Origin of the sequence: Shewanella sp. ANA-3 (assembly GCF_000203935.1) — a bacterium.
Taxonomy (GTDB): domain Bacteria; phylum Pseudomonadota; class Gammaproteobacteria; order Enterobacterales; family Shewanellaceae; genus Shewanella.
In genome coordinates, this window is the sequence record NC_008577.1 from 4,319,660 (window position 1) to 4,342,565 (window position 22,906).

Here is a 22,906-nt window from a genome sequence, read left to right on the forward strand (position 1 = left end):
TTAAACAAACGCATTAAAAAAGGAGCCTAGGCTCCTTTTTTGTTGTCTTAAAATCACTCAAACTTCACTGGCCAGTTGATATTTCGAGCAGGTATAGTCAATCGATGGATGCCTAACTTAAGGACACTAAATGGATTTTTTAGTACTGATAGCCGACCTATTTAACCCCACACTTCCAGCACTGGCTAAGTCATGCCGCCAAGATAAAACCTTATTAATCATGGTGCTGGTCGGTTGTACTCTGTTTGCCGGCTTTATTGGAATGTTAGTCGCCATGGCAAATTAACTTGCACTTAAGCCAATAGGTCTATTAGTGTCGGCTTAGTCTTTAGCAACGCAATTAGTGTATTTCGATGAAAAAAGCCCTTACCGCTGGCCTGTTATCCGCCTTTGTCGCCCCCGGCAGCGGCCACTTTTACCTTAAACATAAACGTTCGGCGCTGGTGTTTTTCGGCTTAGCTGTCATCAGCCTTATGCTGTTGCTTATGCAAATCTATCAAGTAGCACAAGTGATCGCCTTAGAGCTCCAAAATGGCACCTTACCCCTAGATGTCGGCGTGATATCCGCCGAAATCACTCAACAAACCCAAACCACCATGGCCAATGCCAATGAACTGCTCTATGGCTTTTTGCTCTGCTGGTTAGTGGCATTGCTCGACAGTATTCGCCTTGGACTTAAACAAGATAAACAAGATGCCTTAACTACGAATACAGCTGGGCATTAGATTCACTAGATACTGTAATGGGCTTGCAAGCACTGTGGCCAGCAAGCCCATATTGCAACGATAAACTATTGCTTAACACCATCGACTGACGTATCAACAGGCTCAGTCCGAGTATCCAAATAACCACTCAGGCGAGTTAATAGCAGCGCCGCAATCACCACTAGCGAACCAATCAATGGGGTTTGCATTAATCCCATCTGCTCGACAATGAGTCCACCTCCCCAGGCACCTAAGGCAATCCCTATGTTGAAGGCGGCTATATTAAGTCCCGAGGCCACATCTACTGCGGTTGGTGCATAGGTTTCAGCCAGTTTGACAACATAGACCTGTAATCCAGGGACATTGCCAAAGGCAAAAGCGCCCCAAACGAGTATGGTTAACACTGCGGTAATAGGGTTTAACGCCGTAAAGTGGAAGATAAACAGCACAGCGGCTAACCCAGTAAAAATATAAGTTAGCGCTTTGATTGGCCCCATATTATCGGCCATCTTACCGCCCCAGATGTTGCCTATAGCGACCGAGACACCATACACCAACATGATCGCCCCTATCGCACTCGCATCGAAACCACTGATCTGCTGTAAAATCGGTGCGAGAAAAGTAAAGGCAACAAAAGTACCGCCATACCCAATTGCTGTAATGGCAAATACCAACAGCAGCCTTGGCTCGGTCAGCACTTTCGCTTGGGTCAGTAAACTGGCTGCACGGGTCTGCTTAAGGTTGTTCGGCACTAAGAATGCACTGCCTATCAGTGCGATAAGGCCGAGCAAAGCAACGGCTAAAAAGGTTGATTGCCAACCAAAACTCTGGCCGATATAAGTCCCTAGGGGCACACCAGTTACCAGTGCGACGGTCAGTCCTGTAAACATAATCGCAATGGCGCTGGCCGCTTTTTCCTTTGGTACCAGTCCTGTGGCAATGGTTGAGCCAATCGAAAAAAACACCCCATGGGCTAAGCCTGTAATCACTCTCGCCGCAATCAAAGTTTCATAGCTCGGGGCTTGCCATGCGAGCACATTCCCCGAAACGAATAGTGTCATTACCGCTAACAACACATGCTTACGATTCCAATGCCCCGTTAAGGCAGTTAAGACTGGGGCGCCGACGGCTACCCCAAGGGCATAGAGGCTTACTAATAATCCCGCCGAGGGGAGAGAAACCTGTAAATCCTGCGCCATAGTGGGAATTAATCCCACGATGACAAACTCTGTTGTTCCAATAGCAAAGGCGCTTAGCGTCAATGCGAGTAAAGCTAAAGGCATGATGGCGTCCATCCTGTATTAAACGAGCGACAAGCTCGATAAGGGCTAATAGAGCTGAAGTTAAAGCAGCTCGCTTAACTTCAGATGGCGCTATCTTGACGATAAAGTTTATTGTCAAAAAGAGTAATTTTTGCAAATGATTTTTGCTATAAACGTAATTAATTACCTTGTTGGAGACTGACATGCTGACTCGCTCAGATGACTTACAGATACTGCTCACAGTGGTCGATAGTGGCGGATTTTCCGCGGCGGCCGAAGCGCTCGATATTCAAGTCGCGAGGGTTTCAAGAGCCGTGACTAAACTTGAGAGTCAACTACAAGTTACCCTGCTCAACCGCACCACTCGACGAGTCGAATTAACCAATGAGGGACGCCTGTTTGTCGATGCAGTTAGGCTTGGGCTGCAAACCATACAGTTAGCGGAAGAAGAACTTATGAGCCGCGGGGAGCAACCTAAGGGTAAGCTTAGAGTCGATGCAGCCAGCCCTTTTGTTCTTCATCAGATTGTCCCCCTAGTGCATGAGTTTAAACAGCTTTACCCCGAGATAGAGCTAGAACTCACCTCGAACGAAGGCTTTGTCGACTTGATTGAGAAGCGCACCGATGTGGCGATTCGTATCGGAAAACTCACCGATTCAACCCTGCACGCTAGACCCTTAGGTAAGAGTAAACTGCATATTGTCGCCTCTAAGGAATACCTCGCCAAACGCGGTTTACCTAAAAGCGTCAGTGAGCTAAACCACCATAGCCTTATCGGTTTTACGGGCGCTAAGGTCTTGAATCAATGGCCACTCAAAGGACTGGAAACCATTGTTCCCACAATGCGGGCAAGCAATGGCGAAACCGTACGTCAATTAGCCCTCGCGGGTAACGGTATAGCCTGCCTATCTGGATTTATGGTCAGCGATGATATTGCTAGCGGGCGTTTATTGCCTTTGCTGGAAAACGAGCGAGTCGCAAACATAGAGCGGGAGCAAGTCAATGCCGTTTATTACAAGGCCTCAACCGTAGCTCGGCGGATCTCCGCCTTTATCGATTTTATTCAACCTCGGCTAACCCTATAAATTTGCAAGTGATTAGGGCGTTAAGTGCCATAGATTGTTGCAATAATAGCAAAAATCATTTGTGCTTTAGCCTCTTTATCGACAAAGCACGATCGGCGACAGTTGCCCCATCCACAGAATAAGGGGAAGAATATGACTCAAACCAATGCGACAACATCTAACCAAGCGCCTCTGACAGCGATGCCGATGCTAGGCACAGGAACCTTCAGACTTAAAGATAACGCCGCTTTCGATGCCGTGTTGATGGCACTCGAAGAAGGTTCACGCCATATCGATACGGCGCAGATTTATGGCAATGAACAAGCGGTCGGGGATGCGATTAACACCTCAGGGATCCCACGTGAAGAACTGTTTATCACAACCAAAGTGTGGACTGAAAACCTGACCAAGGAACGCTTTGAGACTAGCGTTATCGACAGCCTAACGGCGCTACAAACCAAGTATCTTGATTTGTTACTCATTCATTGGCCGTTGAACAGCGATGAGCCGAGTATGGTCGAGTATCTCTCAGAGCTAAAAGCAGTATTAGATAAAGGCCTGACTCGTCGCATTGGCGTATCAAACTTTACCAATGCACAACTCGCGCAAGCGATTGCCATCTTAGGCGAAGGCGTTATTTATACCAATCAAGTAGAAGTGCATCCCTATCTCATCAATCGCAAAGTGACGGATTTTTGCAGACAACACAATGTATTAGTAACTGGGTATATGCCATTTGCCTATGGCGCAGTCTTGCAGGATGAAACCATAGTCAACTTAGCATCAGTGCATCAAGCCACTCCCGCACAAATTGTGTTGGCTTGGTTGCGACAATTAGGTTTTGCCACCATTCCCTCCTCAACCAAAAGAGACAATGTTCGCAGCAACTTAGCGGCTGCAAGCATTAACTTAACGCCAGCAGAAATCGAGCAAATCAATCAACTGGATCGCAATCATAGAGTTGCCAATCCTGACTTTGCCCCACATTGGGATTAGCTCGAGCGCGCTTGAGTTAGCCTTTAGCTTCTAATGCCCAAGCGTCGATAAAGCTCTGATAATTGGCGATAAGCAAATCCGCCGCTTGGGCATAGTCCGGCACCTCTTCTGGGCAATAGAGGGCGCAGCGGCTCCCCGCGTTTTGTGCGGTTTGCAGATCAAATAGATAATCCCCCACATACAAGATATCCGCTGGATTCAACTGCCATTGCTCGCAAATCAAGTGGATACCCTGCGGGTGAGGTTTTGGCTCGGCATCGTAACGGGTCAACACTAAAGGGATATCGATACCGAGTTTTTCGATGGTGATTTTGGCCGCCTCGGGCATATTGCGGGTCAAAATCGCCAGCGGCAGTTGCCGCATCTTTAAAAACGCAATCAGCGCCTGCGCCCCTTCAATCCAGCTCGCCTGACGCGAACTTTCAAGCTCATAGTCATGGACAATCTCCAGCGCCTGCATCTTGGCAATTGTGGTCTCAAGACTATGTATATGCTCGAGAATATCGGTACCCGATCCAATACCTAATGCCGCCCTTAAGCCTTTAAAATCGGGGTTTGAATGGGCAAGCGTACCGTCGAGGTCAAAGATAACCCCGCGGATCTGTTCTAATTCAATATCAGTCAGGCGTGTGATCACTCGGGTACCTATTCAGTGGTCTGTGAAGCGGGTTGCAAACGTCGTGCGCGGCGCTGGCGATACATGGGCAGTAACTGCACTACCATCACTGACACAATAATCACACCTATGCCGAATAGCGATAGCGCATCTAATTTATCGGCCTTAAATACATCTGGCCACCAACCGATACTCACCACTAACGCCGTGGCGCTAAAGCTAAATACTGGCGTTAACGCCAGCATGGCGCTCACCTGCGCCGTCGGCCAGTACTTCATCGATTGTCCGAAGCAGCCGTAGGCAATCAAGGTATTGGCGGCGCAAAACAGCGCCACTTGCCAGTCAAAGCTATCCATTTGTGCAAATTGGCTAAAGTCGCTAAAGGGCGCCATCGCAAAGATCCCTAAGGCGTAGATGACTAAGAGTACGTTAGCGGGGGATAAACGGTTCAACAGTGACTTTTGAAGTAATGCATAGGTGGTCCATGATAATGCCGAAAACTGCACTATCATCACCCCAAGCCAGATCTCATGGTTATCGGTGGCGGAAAAATCTAAATAGGGATGGAAAAACATCAACATCCCTAAAGCTAAGCTGGCAAAACAACTGAGCTGCACCGCGTTCAGGCGTTCTTTAAAAAACAATACGCCGCCAAAGGCGAGAAAGAATGGCGAGGTTTGAAAATTAAGCTGCGCGGCCCCGGGGGCTAGATAGTCGAGGGAATACACGAATGAAACATAGTTGAGCATTAAAAACAGTCCGGCGAGGATAAGCCTGAGCCAAACCTTGGCATCGAGCGCTGCAAACTGTTTCAAACTCCCCGCACTCCACTGCACCAAAATACTGACGAGGAGCGCCACTAAAAAACGGAACCAAGTCAAAGTCACAGGATCGATAAAACTCCCCGACAGCTTAAGCGCTATGGGTAACATGCCCCAAAACAGCACGGCGACAGAAATAAACAACAATCCCAATTGAGCATGGTTAGTTGCCAAGGATCCAGAGTGGCTTTGATTCACGGAAAAGTCCCAGTAGTACCGCAGAAAGGAACGCCATTCTGGCACCGCAGCGCGCTAAGATCTAGCCTAAAAAGCGATTAACTTATCCGCCGGATTGGATAGTTAAGCTGACACTAAATCAATCTTGCCCAGCGATAAATGTAGAGCATTTCAAGATAAGTTTTATCAAGCCTTTAGCAGCACAAAAAGGTATATTGAGCGCAATTTCTCTTTTAGCTCAGATTGGATTTGCAGAGTCGAGTTATGCCTTATGCGCTCAGTTTTTGCGGCATCAACCACTCTGTATAAGCCTTTTAAATACGTTAGTTAGGATTAAACATGTCACAGACAGACGCTAAAACACAGCTTGAGTCCATTAACGCAGCAGCACAAGAACTCGCCCAGCGACGCGCCAAGGGTGAAGCGGACGCCCTGTTACAAGAAGCGCTAAGACCGAAAGATTTCCCCCACGCCTTTGCCATCCAGCAGGCCATTGCGCAGCTGTTTAGCGCCCAAGGCAACCCAATTGCAGGGTGGAAGTGCTTACTGCCAACCGCAGAAAAAACCGTGGTAGCACCTATCTATCAACATGATGTGTATATCGAAACCGCCGAGTGTCCGCTTTATCCTTCGAGCAAAGGGCTTGCCCGTGTCGAACCCGAGCTCGCCTTTGAAATTGGCAGCGATTTACCACCACGATCCACGCCTTATTCAGGAGCCGAAATTGACGCCGCCCTCGGTAAAACGCGCCTCGCCTTGGAACTAATCAAAAGTCGTTATCAAAACCCAAGCGAAGCCAATCACTTCGACGCCCTCGCCGATGGCTTAGTCAATCAAGGCCTATGGTTAGGGCCTGAACTGCTTACACCAGCCGAGATAGAAACAGGTCATTTCGCCCTAAGCGTTGAAATCGCCGCAAGCGGACAGCAAGCAAGTGAAACTCTACAAAAAGCCGCTGTTCATCCAAATGGTTTCCCTAAAGCTGGGCTTTATTGGTTGGTCAACTTCTTATCTACCCAAGGGATTGGCTTAACCCGAGGACAATATGTGATCACAGGCTCCTATGCGGGGGTATTAGATTTGCCACTCAATCAGCACTGCCAACTCCACTACGGCGACTTAGGCCAGTTTGCTTTGCAGTTCGTGGCTAAATAAGTACAGCCTAAAGAGTGCCAAGCTAGCCAGCAAAGTAAGAAGGTAGGCAAAGGCTTACCTTCTAAAATCCCCAGAGTGACCAACAGAGCGAAAACAAGCTTGTATCAAGAGTGAAACATTTGTACTATCCGATGGAACTAAATATAAGGATATACAAGATGTTAGACGGAAAAATATTGCCTTTAGCAAGTCTATTTGCCTTAGCCTTAAGTACTTCGTTACCCTTAAATGCCTCGGAAAACACTTTTTCCCAAGCCTACAGTGACTACCAAACCGCACTCAAACAAGGTGATAACGCCCAAATAGAAGCCAGCGCCAAAAGAGCCTTCGAACTAGGTGAGGCTCAATATGCCAAGGATAGTGTCGATTTAGCGAACCTCGCCATGAACTGGGCTGGCGCGCTAAAAAAGGTGGCTATGCCGAATCTCTTTGAGGGAGATAATGCGGCGAAAACGGCCAAGGCCTATGAGTTATATCAACTCGCATTAAGCAATTATAAAAAGCATTACGGCGAGCATGCAGCTGAGCTTATCGACCCGCTACTCGGCGCAGCGGAAACCTCACCTAAACTGACTGTGGCGAAAGAGCTTTTTGAAAATGCTATTGAAATTGCTGAAAAAACAGCAAATAAAAAGCTGTTGGCCGATGTAAAGATAGCAACCTTTGATCGCCTCACCAATACAGGATTGTACACGGCTCAGGTAAGGGACTATGCCTTCGAGGCCTATGAAACTTACAAAGAGATCCTTCCCGAAAATGCCCTAGACAGAGTCAAAGCTACCTATGTAGTGGGTGCAGTTGAATATGCTGAAAAGCATGATGACAAGGCGATTCCATTACTGTTAGAAGTGGTTAAGCAGTTTGAAGCCCTTAAGTTTAGCCATCCCTACGCCTTAAGTGCCCACGCTTATTTAGTCGAACTTTATGAACGCCAAGGAAAACGCGAAGAGTCCACCGCCCACTGTATCGCCATCGGCAAGATGCGCCCATGGGCCGACACTCAGGAGCAACAACCGCTGTTTCGTACGACACCCAAATACCCTAAGTCCTACCTCATGCAACGTAAAAGCGGCTATGTGACCCTTAACTTCACTGTTGATGAGATGGGATTTGTAAAAAATCCTGAAGTGCTCGAATCCAAAGGCGGTGTGCTATTTGAAAAATCCACACTGAAAATGATCGAAGAATGGCGCTATGCCCCTAAGTTTGAACATGGCAAGCCCGTGCCAGCACAAACGACTGTGCGTATAGACTATTTCACCGATAAGTCTTAATCGGTTTCGGTCACCTATAATAGGTTACTCGACCTCATATCCCAGCCCATCGCCTAATCCCGATGGGCTGTTTTTATCTTCTGAAGTAACTGAAGCAGTTAGCACTCGCTTTATCCGGCTTAAACAAGTCTCACAAATACAAGCCGTCGCAGGTTGCGTTAATAGTTGCGCTAACTTATCGGCACTCAGCCCCGCTTCCTCGCCTATCGATAAACTCGCTGCCAAATCGTCAGATAGTAATTGAGTCAACTTCGGAAACGTCTGCTTAGTGCACCAACAGCCACTGATATCTGCACCAAGAGTCATAGCACACTGATTCGCCCCTTGGCATAAAGGGCAAAGCTGCGCGGCATCGAACTGAGGTTCGGGTAAGAGCTTGGGCACGGTAATCCTTATGGCATCGGAGTGATAACGCAGAGATAATAATGGTTTTTTGCAACTCAGGCTGAGTTGATTTACACCAAGGTTAGACTTTAAAGCTTTCCAAACTACGTTTGAATGCTTTAGTTGAAAAGTCGTGGGTCTTCACCCCACACCCGATAATAATGCTGGTTTATTTAGCGTTTGAATTGGCAAAGTTATCGCTGTAAGTATATGAATCATTGCGGCCTTACGGCCGAGATAAGTCAAAGTCGTGGCTCTTCACCCCACACCCGACCATGGAGGACTGCTCGTCCTATCCTCCTTGGATGCTCCAAGACGCCCCAACGGAGTTGAAAACCCCTTGTGCTCATAGTCAAATTTGCTATCGCTTCCGAAGGATGCGTCCTTGCACCTGCGAAAGCTAGCTCGCCATCCATGGCGAGACTCACGCAATTTGTCTATTCGCCCTGCGGCAACTCCGAGGGGATGGTGAACTCCTGTAACTTCTGTGTTGGCTGTATATCAGAAAAGAGTTGTGTCAGTCCGAGCTTTCACAAGGAGAGTTATAACTCAGAAATAATAATGTTTTTTTCATTAACGTTGGAATAATCATTCCATCATCAAGGCACACATATCGATTCAGCGTGCAAATAAACACCTAGGTATTTATTTGCCTTAATTAGCTGTATTCATCAAGTGGTGTCTAACTAAAATCATATTTGGTGTATTCATTTAGCTTAGTAAGCAGCATTCCTGCATTATGAAAAATGGATTCACAGATTCATACATGCTGGATGCAATTTGTTGTTAATCCGAAGCTTGAATAGATGAAGTATTTATTTAGCGGAATGCTTTCACCGTAATTTAGCTCCACATTCCCCACAATAATGTGGCGATATTTGGACTCCTGCTCGCCCTAATGCTCTTGGTACGGAATTGCACTTAGGACACCTATACCATTTGTAGAATCCCGTAATGCAAATAGCCAATCCAACGAAAAATGGAATCGCTGGATTAATATAAATATCAGCAAAGTAATTGATTGCGATAACCCCACCGAAGATAACAAAGGCAACCAACACAGCTATGGTCACCTTTCTTTCTCTATTAGCAAACTCGTTTATTATTCTTAAATCTTCCATGGTCAACTAGGCATACCAACGCTTTGTTAAGGGGCAAATTTCCGGCGAAGCCGCGCTTAAATTTGTCCAGCTTAAGCAACTTATAACTCAATTGCTGACGATGTATGAATATTCTTTCCCACGATCATCGTGCGCAATAGCTTTAACACAAATGTCTCGGAGAAGTGTCACATACACTTCAGTTCGGTAATCTGTGAGTTTTTCCAATTCTACACCCAAACTTGATGCCATTTTAGGTAACCAAGCTAAGTAAAAACCTATCGAACTTTTAACTCGTTCTGAGAGTTCAGGATCTTGCTGTTCTGAGAAAGGTAGCCATTGCACAACCACCTTTCGACCTCTTCGTTGTTCAGCTAACTCGAAAAGGTCTTCAAATATAAATTTTCCATCAAGATAGTTACAGCCTCCCACAAACGAGTGGGTAAAATTGTGAACCAGTGGCTTGAAGTTCTTATATTTCACCGAACTGTCCTTGAGTTAATACAGTGTATTACCTGCTCTTCTAATAAAACCCAACCCGAATAGAGTTGGACATGGGGATAAATGAAAAAATAATTTAATAATGACAATAAGTTAGCATTAGTACCAGTGGGCTATCAACATTTTTCATCCAGAAAAATCGAGAGCTTATTTACCGAGTAGCGTTTTCACATGGTAAATAGTATTAGGCAAAATGAAAGAGCAATAAATTCATTTGATTGCATAAAAACCCAAGCAAAAACCGATACCTTTATAGGCTCGCTTTGAAGGCGTATCTGAATTACCCATGATACCTGTATGTCTAACAGTGCTTGAGGTTAGAACGCTCGAGATTTCCCCTGACTAAAAAAATACAGTAAGGTGTAACAAGAGTTTGTTTCCTTTGACCAAAAACCAGCGCAAATCAGCTTCTTAGAAAACGTAGAGAGGGTTCGACTCCCTCGATACGTTTCATGTATTCATGATCGGTTTTGAAATCAACAGACCACACTGATGCCCGAAAGGCGAGTTATGGTGATTAGCGAGACGACCGTCCGCCCCAAGGACGGGGCGGTCGAGCATCCACGGATGGACTGGCTGCGAGTCGGTGAGCGAATGCCATAACAAGCCTATATGCTGAGACATGCCTGCTGAGACTAACCCGATGCTCACAAGCTAAATCAATAGGGGCTAATGCTCTGATATTAAATAGCTTTAAGTAAAATCCCCCAACACATTTTACCCAATAAAAAAGCCAGCAAAGCTAAATGCTTGCTGGCTTTCTGTCTAACTAATTCACTCGCTTTATTTCACCGTGCGAACAGTCAATCAAAGTGACTCAACTATGACTTTTCGGAAACACCGGATAAGAAGCGGTGCCAAGCACTTTGCCATCGACTTCGACACCGTAGTAGTCATTGTCATTATGGTATTTCTCCTGCGCTTGTTTCACATCGCCCTTATTGCGGGGGTCCTGTGGCCGTTCATGGGAGTTAATGTAAGCCGCAACGTCCCAAGCCTGTTGGTGAGTCAGCTGAATACTCTTAGCGAAAGGCATGTTTTCATAAATGAAGAATGCGGCTGTATTGACCCTGTGCATACCAGCGCCCCAGTTGTAGCTCATTGGCCCCCACAGTGGTGGCAGAGAGTAAACACCGGCAATCGATTGGCCTTGACCATCGGCGCCATGGCACGCTTGGCAGTGGGCGATATACACGGCTTTGCCGCGCTCGGGTGAGAACGCGAGCTCAGGTTTTGGGATCTCAGGATAACCACGGCCAGGCAGATTTGCGCGTTGCTCCACAGTCATGGCTTTGGCTAGTGTGTCTGGCAGTGGGAAATCCTCACGTTTGGCGCCTTTTACCAATTCGGCATCGCTAAGTTCTGGCACTGTACCATCAAGGTTAGCCGCATCCATTAGGCCACTCATCCCTAACCAGTAGGCATAGGCAGATAGCGCGACCAGTTCGGGGCTGCCCGCTGCGGGGGCTTTACCATTCATCGAATAGTTAAAACAGCCTTGTACCCTTTCTTGAAAGGTATTTACTTTATCGTCTTTTTTACGATACGCGGGATACGCAAAATAGGCGCCCCAAAGCGGTGACGCATTCGCCTTACGGCCCGCATCCATATGGCAGTTGGCACAGTTAAGCTCGTTACCCACATACTTATCTCTTAACTGCTGGGTATTCACAAATAACTGAAAACCCAAGCGTACTTTATCGCCGAAGGCCCCTTCGGGAATCGCACTTAAGGGTCTAGGCGTAAGATAGGTTTGATCAGGGTTTTTAGGGACTGAGGGCAATGGCGCTTGTTTGTCGGGTAACTCATTCGCAGCCTGCACTTGAGCTGTTAGCACGCCCATTGCGGCCAATAGTAAGATGGCAGAAGATTTCATGGCCGGCTCCTTATTTCAAATTCGCAAAGTAGTTTGCTAAGGCATCCACCTCGGCGGCGGTCAGCTTGTTAGCCACATTGGCCATCATGCCGTCCACATCTCCCTTACGAGTGCCAGCTTGCCACGCCAAGAGTTGCGTCTTGATATAGCTAGCCTGTTGACCCGCTAAACGAGGGAACAGGCCGCCACCTAAACCCGAGGGTCCATGGCAAGTCACGCAGGCCGGTAAACCGCGAGACCAATCGCCTTGATAGGCTAAGCGCGCGGTATCGTCACTAAAGGTCACCTGCTCACCACGGATCACCGGCTTGACCTCAGTCTTAGGTGATTTGGCGGAGAAGTAACTGGCCACTTGGTCGATGCCATCACCTTGCAATGTCATCGCCATCGGCATCATGGTCGCGTTTTGGCGTACACCCGCCTGAAAATGTTGTAATTGGGTGCTGATATATTCTTTCGAAAGTCCAGCGAGACGGGGACCTAGGGGTTCTATGCCCTCGCCTTCGGCGCCGTGGCAGGTCACACAGATTTGTCCTGCTGGCGGGACTGGAGTTGGATTCGCTATGGCTACAGAGGTCAAGGCACAGCCGTAGATCAGCGCGATGCCTTTGGCTAATGTTCTAATTTTAATATTCATTTTCTATCCTTGAACATACCTTGAGTAGAACTTAAACGGCTCAAGTGCATAGCCAAGTCCTAAACCTAGGTCGTTAAAAAGAGATAATTTGAGTTTTGCGTTCACACGTTTAGCCCACACTAAACGAGTTTGTACCTTACTCCTCGAATCTCCACTGAACAAGCATTAAAAAAATCTAATATTAAGTTGTTAATAACCAAATCGAGTCGCTTCAAAGCTATTCAATAACTTATGAAGCAAGTAACAGAGGAATAACGTCGCCACAATCGCCACAAAAATACTGCTCACCCGGTACAGCGCACTAAAAATCAGGTCGTTGCCAGGGGTTAAGTATTGGCCAAACAAAATCCCTAGGGTGGTCATGGCACCAAACCCCACGCCTGAGCCACTCGCCTCTTTCACATGGGCCTGGGCAAACAACATAAGCCCAATCCACAGCAGCGGCACAATCAGGATCAGCAATCCTGACCAGTCGTAGAGGAAGAGTTGCACCATTACCCCAAACGACACCCCAAGCAGAGTGCCCAGCGCGCGTTTGCGGGCATAATCCAGCGCCCCGTTCCAATGCATAGGGAACAGGAGTAACAGCGTGGTCGCCTGTGCCGACATAGAGTCACGCAAATCGAAAATCTGAAACACTAAGAAAGAGAGCGTGGCAATACTGGCACCGAGTAAAGCCTCGTGGCGCATACGGTGCGGCGCCTTAGGACCGGGTTTGTAGGCAGGACGAGGCTCGACATCCGGCCAGAGTGCCGTCATCAGATAGGCGATAACCACGGACAATCCCGTCGCCCAGAAATTACTGAAGATTAAGTCATTGAGATCTGTGCCCGGATAGCTGGCAAAGTGCAGCATAATGCTCAAACTCAGCACACCATTGGCACCAAACAGAAACAGACTACCGCGGGACATAGCCGCAAAACGATATAAAAACAGTAAAAAGACAATCGGCGTCATCAATCCGGGGTGGCTACCGAAGAAACCTCCGAGCAGACCGACTTCAAGTCCCGCCATGGCCGATGAGGCCAGTAACTGCCGCATCGCATGGCCACTCATCACAGGGACGAGTCCCAGCAATAACATTGGGGTTACCGTAAAAAACACCCCATTACTCCACCCAAAGAGCTTACACAGGGTAAAGCCAATGGTGCCGCCAGTGGCAATGCGCAAACACTGGCGTAAGTCATTGGTGGTTAAAGGGTTGTGGCGTAACAACATGCGAATGGCCTTGAGATTAATAGATGTAATGGAGCAGGCTAATGACCTTAATCTGCACCTTGGCTAGCAGGCTAAACAGCGTATTGTCAGGCAGCAATTGCACTGTGGCACGCGCACCTGCTGGCAGGTTATTCATCGCATTGTCGTCTAATACTAAATGCAGTCTTAAGCGCTGCGCATCACGCACCCAACGATCCGACTCCTGCGGCGCTGCTAAACGGCCATTAGCATCAAACTGCCCCGCACTCACACCGGCATCCACACTGCTCACTTGGGCGCGATATAAACGGCCAGGCTCACCATCGAAGGCGATTAATGCAGGGTAAGATGCGTTAACGCCACGTAAAGTCTTTTCACGAAAGTCGGCAATAATATCTAATTTATCAGAGACTAAGGCGAGTAGCGGCTGGCCCACAGCGGCAAAACTACCCACTTCGAGTTGCAGGTTGGTCACCACCCCATCTTGGTCGGCACGAATCTGGGTGTAAGACAGGTTCAGCTCGGCTTGCTCTAAGGCATTTTTCGCTTGGCGCACTCTGAGGTTTTCTTCGCCATAGAGGCCACGGCTCACTTTGAGTTTATCGAGGCGAGCATTAGCGGCTAACAGATTCGCCTCGGCAGCATCCGCATCGCTATCGGCCTGATCCCGTTGCTGCTGCGACACACCATGGGTGGCATACAGCGCATCTAAACGTTTAGCTTCACGGCGCTTAAGTTGAGCCGTAGTGGTACTGGCATTCACTTCCGCCTTGGCGGCTAGCAACGAAGCATCTAACTCGGCATTGTCCTGACGCACTTGCTCTAGGGCCAACTTGGCCTGAGACACGGCTAACTCAAAGGGGGCGGGGTCGACTTGAAACAGTAAATCGCCCTTGGCGACCACTTGGTTATTCTTCACATTAATGGTTTGAATCTTACCGCTGATCTGCGGAGTCACCTTAGTCACCACACGGGTTGCCATGGCCTGTGGGGTCAAGGGCATCATAGCGTCGGCAAACATAAAATAGCCAAACACAGCCACAAAACCGAACATGGCGATTTTTACGAGGCGGGCAAATTGTTGATCCGGTGTCATCTTATTTCTCACTCAAGAATTTCTGTGCTCTTAGCCAACTTGGCTAAGGCGTTATCACTGATTAGGCTAATGATGCGTTCAAACTCACCAAGCTCGCTGGCGCTGATCCCTGCCAACAACTCAGCGCGCACTTGAATAATCCGTGCTTCTACTTGCTTTAATACATCCTTTCCCGCGGGCGTTAACGACACGATTCTGGCGCGCTTATCTTTAGTGCAGCAGTGACGCTCGACTAAACCTTGCTCCTCAAGCTGCCCTAAGGTGCGCATCAAAGAAGCCAACTCAATTTCTAGCGCATCCGCCAACACCTTCTGGCTCACCTTGTCGCCCAGACGCAATAACTTCCACAATGCTGTCCAGCGAGGATGAGTTAACCCGAGTGGCGCTAATTCCACATCCGCCACGGTGCGCCATAGTCGGTGCAAACGGCCCAAATGTTCCGCCAGGGATAACTCCTTTAATCGCTCTAATTCTTTCTGCATCATGCTTACTCATTTACTTAGCCTGCTAAGCATTATACTTAGTTAGCAGGCTAAGTAAATATTCGTCACGAAAAAAAGATCTGTGCACGCTGCCACGAAATCTACAAAAAAACGGAAAACAACTGAAAAAGGCTAAGCCGCTCCCAAATCTAAAAAGCAGTATCTCTATAATATTCAAAAAGATAATTAGGCAGGCATACGGATATTTGGAGGTTAACTGTGAAGAATTTAAACATTAGCACTAGGATAGTGTTAGGGATCAGCCTACTACTATTTGCGGTGATGAGCTTTATCATGCCGCTGGTGCTATCGGAATTCAGTCGCCAAATTCGCGAGTCCGAGCAGCGAGAACTGCACAAACTGTACGAAACCGCAGTCGCCAATATCGCCTCATCGGGACAAAGGGCGCAGGCGATGGCGACATTAATCTCCTTAACCCCCGAGATCCAAAGCAGCTTTGCCGCACGCGACCATGATGAATTACTGCAACGCACATTGCCGCTATTTACCCGCCTGAAACAAGATTTTGCCGTGCAGCAGTTCCAGTTCCACACCCCGCCTGCCACGTCGTTTTTACGCCTACACCGCCCTGAGAAATTTGGCGACGACCTCACAGCGATCCGTAAAACCATTGTCGAAACTAACACGCAAAAACAACCGCTTAGCGGCTTAGAATATGGAGTGGAAGGCTTAGGGATCCGCGGGCTAGTGCCGATGAATTACCAAGGGCAGCACACTGGCTCGGTGGAATTTGGCATGTCCTTTGGTCAAACCTTCTTCGACCACTTTAAAAATGCTTATCAGGCCGAGATTAGTCTCCTGCTTCCAAAAGATGGCGGCTTTGTCCCCTTCGGTGGCACGTTTACCACAGACACCAGCGCCGCCAGTGAACTTGAAAGTGTTATGCAAGGCGACGAAGTTATCCGCACCATAGATTTAAATGGCAAGAGCTTTGCGCTCTACCGCCATGGAATAAAGGACTATTCGGGCAAAACCTTCGGGGTATTAGATATTGCGCTGGACAGAAGCCATTCTGAGCAAGCAATGTCCGATATTCGTTTGAAACTCATCATGATAGGGGTCATAGCCCTCTTAATCGGTACCGCAATCGCGTGGTTTATCGCTAAGAGTATTACCCGTCCAATTGCCGAAACCACTGACGCACTCAATGATATTGCTGAAGGTGAAGGCGATTTAACCCGTCGTATCGAAGTGAAGAGCAAGGATGAAATGGCCCAACTTGCCCAGGCCTTTAACCGGTTCGCAGAGAAAATCCACGCCACTGTGGCCCAAGTATCAGACTCGACCAGCTTGCTCGCGACATCGGCCGAAGAAATGTCCGCCATCACCCATGAAACCCAGCAAATGGCGAATCGGCAACACCTCGAAACCGAACAGGTTGCCACCGCGATGAACGAAATGGCGGCAACAGTGCAAGAGGTAGCCCACAATGCCACCGACGCCGCCGATGCTGCAACCCATGCCAGCGAGTCTACCGAGCAGGGCAAACTATTAGTCGAAAAAGTCATATCGACCATTAGCTTGCTTGCCGATGAGATTGCCCAGGCGGCCAATGCCATTAACGAGCTAGAGCGCAATACCACGCAAATTGATTCGGTATTAGTCGTTATCCGCAATATTGCCGATCAAACCAACTTACTCGCCCTCAATGCCGCAATTGAGGCCGCCCGCGCCGGAGAACAAGGCCGTGGCTTTGCCGTAGTAGCAGATGAGGTACGCACACTCGCCAGCCGTACTCAGGCTTCCACCACAGAAATTCAGCAGATGATAGAAACGTTGCAACAAAGTGCCAAGGCCACGGTCAGTAGCATGAATACCAGCACGGCCACCACACAGAGCTGTGTATCACTGGTGCATGAGGCGGGTTCTGCCCTCGAGGCCATTACCCAAGCGGTATCTACCATCAGCCAAATGAACATTCAAATCGCCAGTGCCGCCAATGAGCAGTGCGCCGTTTCGGCGGAAATTAATAAAAACGTCAATAATATTAATGATATTGCGACCAACGCGACCGAGAGTGCTATGCAAACCGCGCGGGCGGGAGATGAACTGGCGCAGCTTTCAATGCGCTTAACGACTCTGCTCTCCCAATTTAAGATTTAGGATTTAGGATTTAGGAATTAGGAATTAGCCAAAAACAAAACGCCGCTCAGTAGCGGCGTTTTTATGGATGTTGACTGCGTTATACCGCCTTTGGGCGAACCCCTAAGGTATGGCAAATCGCATAGGTCAGTTCGGCGCGGTTGAGGGTGTAGAAGTGGAAATCTTTAACACCTTCACGGGATAGCACTTTGACCATATCGATCGCCACGTTAGCGCCCACCAGCTGACGGGTTCCCGCATCATTCTCTAAGCCATCGAACTGCTTATGCAACCAGCTCGGCAAGCTCACATTGGTCATGCCCGCGAAACGTTTTAGCTGAGTGAAGTTAGTCACGGGTAAAATACCGGGGACGATTTCGACATCAATTCCCGCCGCAACGCAGCGGTCGCGAAAGCGTAAGTAAGACTCAACATCGAAGAAAAACTGGGTAATAGCACGGCTCGCACCGGCATCGATTTTACGCTTAAGGTTAATCAAATCGGCTTGAGCGTTAGCCGCATCTGGGTGCACTTCTGGGTAAGCGGCGACCGAAATATCAAAGTCGGCCACTGAGCGCAGCAGGCGCACTAAATCCGCCGCAAAGCGAGTCGGTTTTGGGCTGCCCGCAGGCAAATCGCCACGCAGTGCCACTATGTCGCGGATCCCCGATTTCCAGTAATGCTTCGCCAGATCTAACAGCTCTTCATCGCTGGCATCCACTAAGGTTAAATGCGGCGCGGCAACCAGATTGGTTTCTTTTTGAATACGTTCAATCACGCCGTGGGTGCGGTCACGCACGCCCGAGTTTGCACCATAGGTCACTGAAACAAACTTAGGATTCAGCGGCTCTAAACGGCGGATAGAGTTCCACAGGATCTGTTCCATTTCGGGGGTTGATGGCGGGAAAAACTCAAAAGAAACATTAATATCGCCATTAAGTTCAGACAAACTTTGGTTTAGCGAATGTGAATGTTGTGCGTGATGAAAAGCCATGTGTATTTCCTCAACCGCCCGAGTGCGACGCTCCATCGCGCTGGTACGACTTATAAATGCAGTAATTTAATCCATATGGACGTTTGGACGTCTATATGTCCATATACTAGAGAAACTGGCGGTTAAGTCAAGCCAAAAAATCCCCCTTTTCGGCATTTTCTTATCCCTTGTTTGCCACTTAGATCCTAGACCTAATTTTAGCCAACAAAAAAGGACTCGAATGAGCCCTTTAAGTCTATGAATATAGGCCAAATCAACTTGAAGATACGGGGTTTAAGTTCTTCAAGTGTCTGGATTTATCACTATTCTTGCAGAAGATCGCGACAGATCTGCGTCAGATCCGATTGCACCGCCGCGGCTGTTACCTCACGACCCGCACCCGGCCCACGGATAATCAGCGGATTACCTTGGTAGAAAGCAGAGCGGATCACAAACACATTGTCCCCGGGCGTGAGGTTGGCGTAGGGATGATTCGCATCAATCCACTGTAATCCCACCTCGGCTTTCAGTGTCGCGCCACTATTGTCCAAGGAGGCGACATATCTCAGTACCTTGTTTTGCTCCGCCGCCGCGCCGTATTGTTGCTGCAATTCATCATCCAACTCACCGATACGGGCAAGGAATTGCTCCAGTGGAATATCCGCTAAATGGGCTGGCACTAAGGAGCGCAGCTCAATATCCTCAAGCTCGATTTCCAAACCGATTTCACGGGCTAAAATCAGCAGCTTACGTTGCATATCGCGGCCAGAAAGATCGTCGCGGGGATCGGGTTCGGTAATCCCTAGACCACGCGCTTCAATCACTAATTCCGAGAAAGGTTTGCTGGTATCGTATTTCTCGAATAACCAACACAGGGTGCCAGAGAAAATCCCGCCGACAGCTTCAACGCTATCGCCACTGTTACGCAAATCGTTTAAGGCGTGCTGAATAGGTAAGCCCGCGCCACAGCTAGCGTTATAACGCCAGAATAGACGGCGATAACCGAGTTGTTCCTTCAGCTCGCGGTAGAACGGCAGCGGGCCTGAACCCGCAAGCTTGTTCGCGCTGACCATATGGATGCCGCGCTCGAAAAACTCTGGGTATTGCAGGGTTAAACTGGCGCTGGCACTGATATCTAATGCAATCAGTTCGTCACAGTTAAGTTGTTCTAATTGTTCGAATAAGTGCTCATATTGCCAAGGTGTTGCCTCGGCATCGAATTCCTGCTGCCAGTTTTCCAGATCCACAGCCGTAGACTTGATCAGGGCTTTGCTGGAACTCACTAAACCGACGAGTTCGACACGTGCTTCAAGTTCTTGATTCAGCGAGGGAGAAACTGACTTAAACAGCTTCACCCACGCCTCACCAATATTGCCAACGCCCAGCAGCAATACGCCAATGCGTTTACGTGGACCAGCGCAGCGGCGATGCACTTTTTGCGTCAGCAGATTAACCTGCGACTGTGGCACTAAGGTCACCAGACTTAAGTCACCACTGAACAAAGGCTTAGCGTCGCGGCTCAGTAAACGGGCAAAGCTGCGGCGATAATGCTCGGCATCGGCACTCACAAGCGCAACTAAACCAAGCTCGGTATTAATTTGCAGATCTTTAATGCCGAGGGCTTCGGCCTGTGCATCCAATAACTTTTGTACTTGTTTTTGGTTTTCAGCGGTGTAGGCAAGTTCGAGTCGTTGATGCGCCGATAACCAATGGGCCAGCGGCGTTAACCCTGCCTCGACTAATTGCTCGAGCAGGCTGGCCACATCGCCCGCGATCTTAAAGCCAAATAACACCACGGCATTCAGGTTGGTCACCACGGGCGCACTCGCCGAGGAGCTGTGCGGCGCTATCAGGGTAAAGTCGGTATGGGAGGCGTAGCTTGAACGCACGGCTAGGCTCACCTCTGTGTTAAATAGCGGCTGCAAGGTGCGTGAATGCAACACGGGCGAGCCTAAACGCGCCAAGCGGTCGGCTTCGGCGAGGGACATGCTCTTGAGTAATTTCGCATCGTTGATCTTATTCGGATCGGCGTTAAATACCCCTTCAACGTCGGTCCAAATGGTCACGCGTTCAATGTCGGCAAGGCTAGCTATTAAGCTGGCGCTAAAGTCAGAGCCATTGCGACCCAATAGCAAGGTATCGCCACGCTCGTTGGCGCAGATAAAACCGGTGATCACTAAACGCTCGTTAGGATGCGCGGCCAGTAAGGTTTGCACTTTGGTACGGGATTCTTGCACACGAATTTGCGGCACGGCGGCCTCGTCGGCCACGAGAATCGAACAGGCATCCACATGACTTGCGGCCACACCCGATTCACGCAGCAGCGCTGCCATCAGGCGAGCCGACCAACGCTCACCAAAGCTCACTACATGGCTAATTTGGTAATCGTTACGGGAATCTAAAGATAATAGACTGATTAACTGGGCTTTATCCGTAGTTAAACGCTCACGCAGATCCCGCGCTTGCTCATTGGATAACAGCTGCTCAATCAAGCCTTGCTGATAGCTGATAAGGACTTGCAACTCTTCCTGCCATAATTGGTTGCTATCGCGCAGGGACAATAATTTATATAAAAAGTTCGTGGTTTTACCCGCGGCAGACACCACCACCAGATCATCACTATGACCATGGGTTAACAGAATATGGGCGACTCGGCGATAACAATCGGCATCGGCTAAGCTGGAACCACCAAATTTATGTAAGTGACAACGTGCCATCTCGAATTCCTCTACTGACAAGCCGCGACGGCGGCCAATCCTGCTTGAATATCTGCAACTAAGTCGTCGGCATCTTCAATACCAACCGACAAACGTAATAGGGTGTCTTTAATACCAGCTTCAAAACGCGCTTGGGGCTCCATCGCCCTGTGGGTCATAGTCGCGGGCACGGCCACAAGACTCTCAACGCCACCTAAGCTCTCGGCCACGCTGAATAAACTTAAGGCATCTAAAAAGGCGACCACTTCGGCCTCGCCGCCCTTAAGCTCAAAACTCAGCATAGCGCCAAAGCCTTTTTGCTGCTTGGCGGCAATGGCATGGCCGGGGTGATCCGCAAGGCCTGGGTAATACACTTTGCTCACCACAGGGCTGCTCGTCAGAACGTCAACAATACGCTGGGCATTGCTTTGGTGCTCGCGAATGCGCACGGCCAAGGTACGCAGACCGCGCAGGGTTTGATAACTGTCGAAGGCAGACCCAGTTAAACCTAAGGTGTTCGACCACCAATGTAAGGTCTCACCGAGTTGAGGATCTTTGGCGATCACCGCGCCGCCCACCACATCGCTGTGACCATTGATGTACTTAGTGGTGGAGTGGATAACGATATCGGCACCGAGTAACAGCGGTTGCTGCAAAATGGGCGAAAGGAAAGTGTTATCCACCACCACTAAAGCGCCCACTGCGTGGCTCGCCTTGGCGATAGCTTCGATATCGACGACTCGCAGCAGAGGGTTAGAGGGGGTTTCAATCCACACCATCTTAGGTTGCTGGGCGATGGCTTGCTCAAGCGCTTGGGCGTCGGTTTGATCGACCACCAGCAGTTTAAATTGGCCCTTTTTAGCCAAGTTAGTGAATAAACGGTACGAACCGCCGTAGCAATCGTGGGGCACCACCAGCAAGTCATCAGGGCCAAGCAACGTAGTCACTAAGGTAATGGCCGCCATACCAGTGCAAGTCACCACACCAGTTGCGCCCTTTTCCAGCTTAGCTAGGGCATCACCTAGGATGCTGCGGGTAGGATTGCCGGAACGGCTGTAATCAAATTCGCGAGGATTTTTATGACCATCGAAGGCGTAATTCGTCGACAGGTAAATTGGCGGCACCACAGCGCCATACTGAGTATCGCTTTCGATACCCTGACGCACTGCTAATGTGGCTAATTGACGTTCGGTCACTAATTTGCCTGCGGTCATCGGGAACTCCTAAGTTCGCAAAGAGATGTCTGGACGTCTAAATGTACCTAAGCCCAGTGGCATCGTCAATAGGCGTTAAGACGTTTAGACGTCTAAACATAAAGAAATCTGTTTGCAATCACTAAGAAATAGTAGCAATAATTTGACTGTTATCTGTAAGGGTTTAAAATCTGCCCCGAATTTAGCGTTATAACAGGTGAGTCAATGACTGAATGGAATGGGGAATACATCAGCCCCTATGCTGAACATGGCAAGAAGAATGAACAAGTAAAGAAAATTACTGTGTCTATTCCGCTCAAAGTGCTAAAAGTCCTCACGGATGAACGTACCCGTCGTCAGGTGAACAACCTGCGCCACGCCACCAATAGCGAACTCTTGTGTGAAGCATTTTTGCATGCCTACACCGGCCAGCCTCTGCCTAATGATGCCGATCTGTCGAAAGATAGCCCAGACAGCATTCCCGCCGAAGCGAAACGGTTGATGGACGAAATGGGGATCGAGTGGGAAGATATGGAATAACGCTCAAGCGTCCATAATCCTGCCGTAACTAATTATTAGGGATCGTTAATACTCATCTT

General features: G+C 48.8%; 21 protein-coding genes. 8 read left to right on the forward strand and 13 right to left on the reverse strand.

Annotated elements, in window-relative coordinates; translation table 11 throughout:
* Positions 1 to 130: 130 nt before the first annotated feature.
* Together SHEWANA3_RS23660 and SHEWANA3_RS18795 are read left to right on the forward strand one after the other, a co-directional pair.
* Positions 131 to 286 carry a hypothetical protein gene (locus SHEWANA3_RS23660; RefSeq protein WP_166485363.1) on the forward strand — a complete coding sequence of 52 codons (156 nt, stop codon included), beginning with the start codon at positions 131 to 133 and terminating at the stop codon, positions 284 to 286.
* A 67-nt stretch (positions 287 to 353) separates the two neighbouring features.
* Complete coding sequence (locus SHEWANA3_RS18795) at positions 354 to 725, forward strand: hypothetical protein (protein ID WP_011718376.1); 372 nt, start codon at positions 354 to 356, stop codon at positions 723 to 725.
* A 65-nt stretch (positions 726 to 790) separates the two neighbouring features.
* On the opposite strand, the gene SHEWANA3_RS18800 is transcribed toward SHEWANA3_RS18795, so the two are convergent.
* A complete protein-coding gene (locus tag SHEWANA3_RS18800; RefSeq protein WP_011718377.1) occupies positions 791 to 1,987 on the reverse strand; it encodes an MFS transporter in 1,197 nt (398 codons plus the stop codon).
* A 182-nt stretch (positions 1,988 to 2,169) separates the two neighbouring features.
* Between SHEWANA3_RS18800 and SHEWANA3_RS18805 the strand changes: the two genes are divergently transcribed.
* Together SHEWANA3_RS18805 and dkgB are read left to right on the forward strand one after the other, a co-directional pair.
* The gene (locus SHEWANA3_RS18805) at positions 2,170 to 3,051 is read left to right on the forward strand and encodes a LysR family transcriptional regulator (protein WP_011718378.1); all 882 of its coding nucleotides are present in this window, start codon (positions 2,170 to 2,172) and stop codon (positions 3,049 to 3,051) included.
* Positions 3,052 to 3,183: 132 nt separating this feature from the next.
* Complete coding sequence (gene dkgB, locus SHEWANA3_RS18810) at positions 3,184 to 4,026, forward strand: 2,5-didehydrogluconate reductase DkgB (protein WP_011718379.1); 843 nt, start codon at positions 3,184 to 3,186, stop codon at positions 4,024 to 4,026.
* 16 nt (positions 4,027 to 4,042) lie between these two features.
* On the opposite strand, the gene SHEWANA3_RS18815 is transcribed toward dkgB, so the two are convergent.
* Together SHEWANA3_RS18815 and SHEWANA3_RS18820 are read right to left on the reverse strand one after the other, a co-directional pair.
* Complete coding sequence (locus tag SHEWANA3_RS18815; protein WP_011718380.1) at positions 4,043 to 4,663, reverse strand: HAD-IA family hydrolase; 621 nt, start codon at positions 4,661 to 4,663, stop codon at positions 4,043 to 4,045.
* An 8-nt stretch (positions 4,664 to 4,671) separates the two neighbouring features.
* Entirely contained in the window at positions 4,672 to 5,661 is a 990-nt protein-coding gene (locus SHEWANA3_RS18820; RefSeq protein WP_011718381.1) for a DMT family transporter, read from the reverse strand.
* A gap of 318 nt (positions 5,662 to 5,979) precedes the next feature.
* Here SHEWANA3_RS18820 and SHEWANA3_RS18825 point away from each other — a divergent pair, with 318 nt between their 5' ends.
* Positions 5,980 to 6,795, forward strand: coding sequence for a hydratase (locus SHEWANA3_RS18825; protein WP_011718382.1), 816 nt, complete (start codon positions 5,980 to 5,982; stop codon positions 6,793 to 6,795).
* Positions 6,796 to 6,953: 158 nt separating this feature from the next.
* Positions 6,954 to 8,069: an energy transducer TonB gene (locus tag SHEWANA3_RS18830; protein WP_011718383.1), complete on the forward strand. Its 1,116-nt coding sequence runs from the start codon at positions 6,954 to 6,956 to the stop codon at positions 8,067 to 8,069.
* A 24-nt stretch (positions 8,070 to 8,093) separates the two neighbouring features.
* On the opposite strand, the gene SHEWANA3_RS18835 is transcribed toward SHEWANA3_RS18830, so the two are convergent.
* The 7 genes from SHEWANA3_RS18835 to slyA form a co-directional block, all read right to left on the reverse strand.
* The gene (locus SHEWANA3_RS18835; protein WP_011718384.1) at positions 8,094 to 8,453 is read right to left on the reverse strand and encodes a cysteine-rich CWC family protein; all 360 of its coding nucleotides are present in this window, start codon (positions 8,451 to 8,453) and stop codon (positions 8,094 to 8,096) included.
* Positions 8,454 to 9,661: 1,208 nt separating this feature from the next.
* Positions 9,662 to 10,036, reverse strand: coding sequence for a hypothetical protein (locus tag SHEWANA3_RS18840; RefSeq protein ID WP_011718385.1), 375 nt, complete (start codon positions 10,034 to 10,036; stop codon positions 9,662 to 9,664).
* A gap of 835 nt (positions 10,037 to 10,871) precedes the next feature.
* Positions 10,872 to 11,930 carry a c-type cytochrome gene (locus tag SHEWANA3_RS18845; protein ID WP_011718386.1) on the reverse strand — a complete coding sequence of 353 codons (1,059 nt, stop codon included), beginning with the start codon at positions 11,928 to 11,930 and terminating at the stop codon, positions 10,872 to 10,874.
* 10 nt (positions 11,931 to 11,940) lie between these two features.
* Positions 11,941 to 12,567, reverse strand: coding sequence for a c-type cytochrome (locus SHEWANA3_RS18850; RefSeq protein ID WP_011718387.1), 627 nt, complete (start codon positions 12,565 to 12,567; stop codon positions 11,941 to 11,943).
* A gap of 189 nt (positions 12,568 to 12,756) precedes the next feature.
* A complete protein-coding gene (locus SHEWANA3_RS18855; protein ID WP_011624164.1) occupies positions 12,757 to 13,785 on the reverse strand; it encodes a DUF2955 domain-containing protein in 1,029 nt (342 codons plus the stop codon).
* A gap of 16 nt (positions 13,786 to 13,801) precedes the next feature.
* On the reverse strand, positions 13,802 to 14,860 hold the full coding sequence (locus SHEWANA3_RS18860; RefSeq protein WP_011718388.1) for an HlyD family secretion protein: 1,059 nt from the start codon (positions 14,858 to 14,860) through the stop codon (positions 13,802 to 13,804).
* An 8-nt stretch (positions 14,861 to 14,868) separates the two neighbouring features.
* Entirely contained in the window at positions 14,869 to 15,342 is a 474-nt protein-coding gene (slyA, locus tag SHEWANA3_RS18865) for a transcriptional regulator SlyA (RefSeq protein WP_041413167.1), read from the reverse strand.
* Between the two features lie 219 nt (positions 15,343 to 15,561).
* Between slyA and SHEWANA3_RS18870 the strand changes: the two genes are divergently transcribed.
* The gene (locus SHEWANA3_RS18870) at positions 15,562 to 17,466 is read left to right on the forward strand and encodes a methyl-accepting chemotaxis protein (protein WP_011718390.1); all 1,905 of its coding nucleotides are present in this window, start codon (positions 15,562 to 15,564) and stop codon (positions 17,464 to 17,466) included.
* 79 nt (positions 17,467 to 17,545) lie between these two features.
* Here SHEWANA3_RS18870 and metF read toward each other — a convergent pair whose 3' ends face one another.
* The 3 genes from metF to metB form a co-directional block, all read right to left on the reverse strand.
* Positions 17,546 to 18,439, reverse strand: a complete 894-nt coding sequence (metF, locus tag SHEWANA3_RS18875; protein WP_011624168.1) for a methylenetetrahydrofolate reductase — start codon at positions 18,437 to 18,439, stop codon at positions 17,546 to 17,548.
* Positions 18,440 to 18,741: 302 nt separating this feature from the next.
* Positions 18,742 to 21,135, reverse strand: coding sequence for a bifunctional aspartate kinase/homoserine dehydrogenase II (locus tag SHEWANA3_RS18880; protein ID WP_011718391.1), 2,394 nt, complete (start codon positions 21,133 to 21,135; stop codon positions 18,742 to 18,744).
* Positions 21,136 to 21,146: 11 nt separating this feature from the next.
* A complete protein-coding gene (gene metB / locus SHEWANA3_RS18885; protein ID WP_041413169.1) occupies positions 21,147 to 22,310 on the reverse strand; it encodes a cystathionine gamma-synthase in 1,164 nt (387 codons plus the stop codon).
* Between the two features lie 222 nt (positions 22,311 to 22,532).
* Between metB and metJ the strand changes: the two genes are divergently transcribed.
* Entirely contained in the window at positions 22,533 to 22,847 is a 315-nt protein-coding gene (metJ, locus tag SHEWANA3_RS18890) for a met regulon transcriptional regulator MetJ (protein WP_011718393.1), read from the forward strand.
* Positions 22,848 to 22,906: the final 59 nt, after the last annotated feature.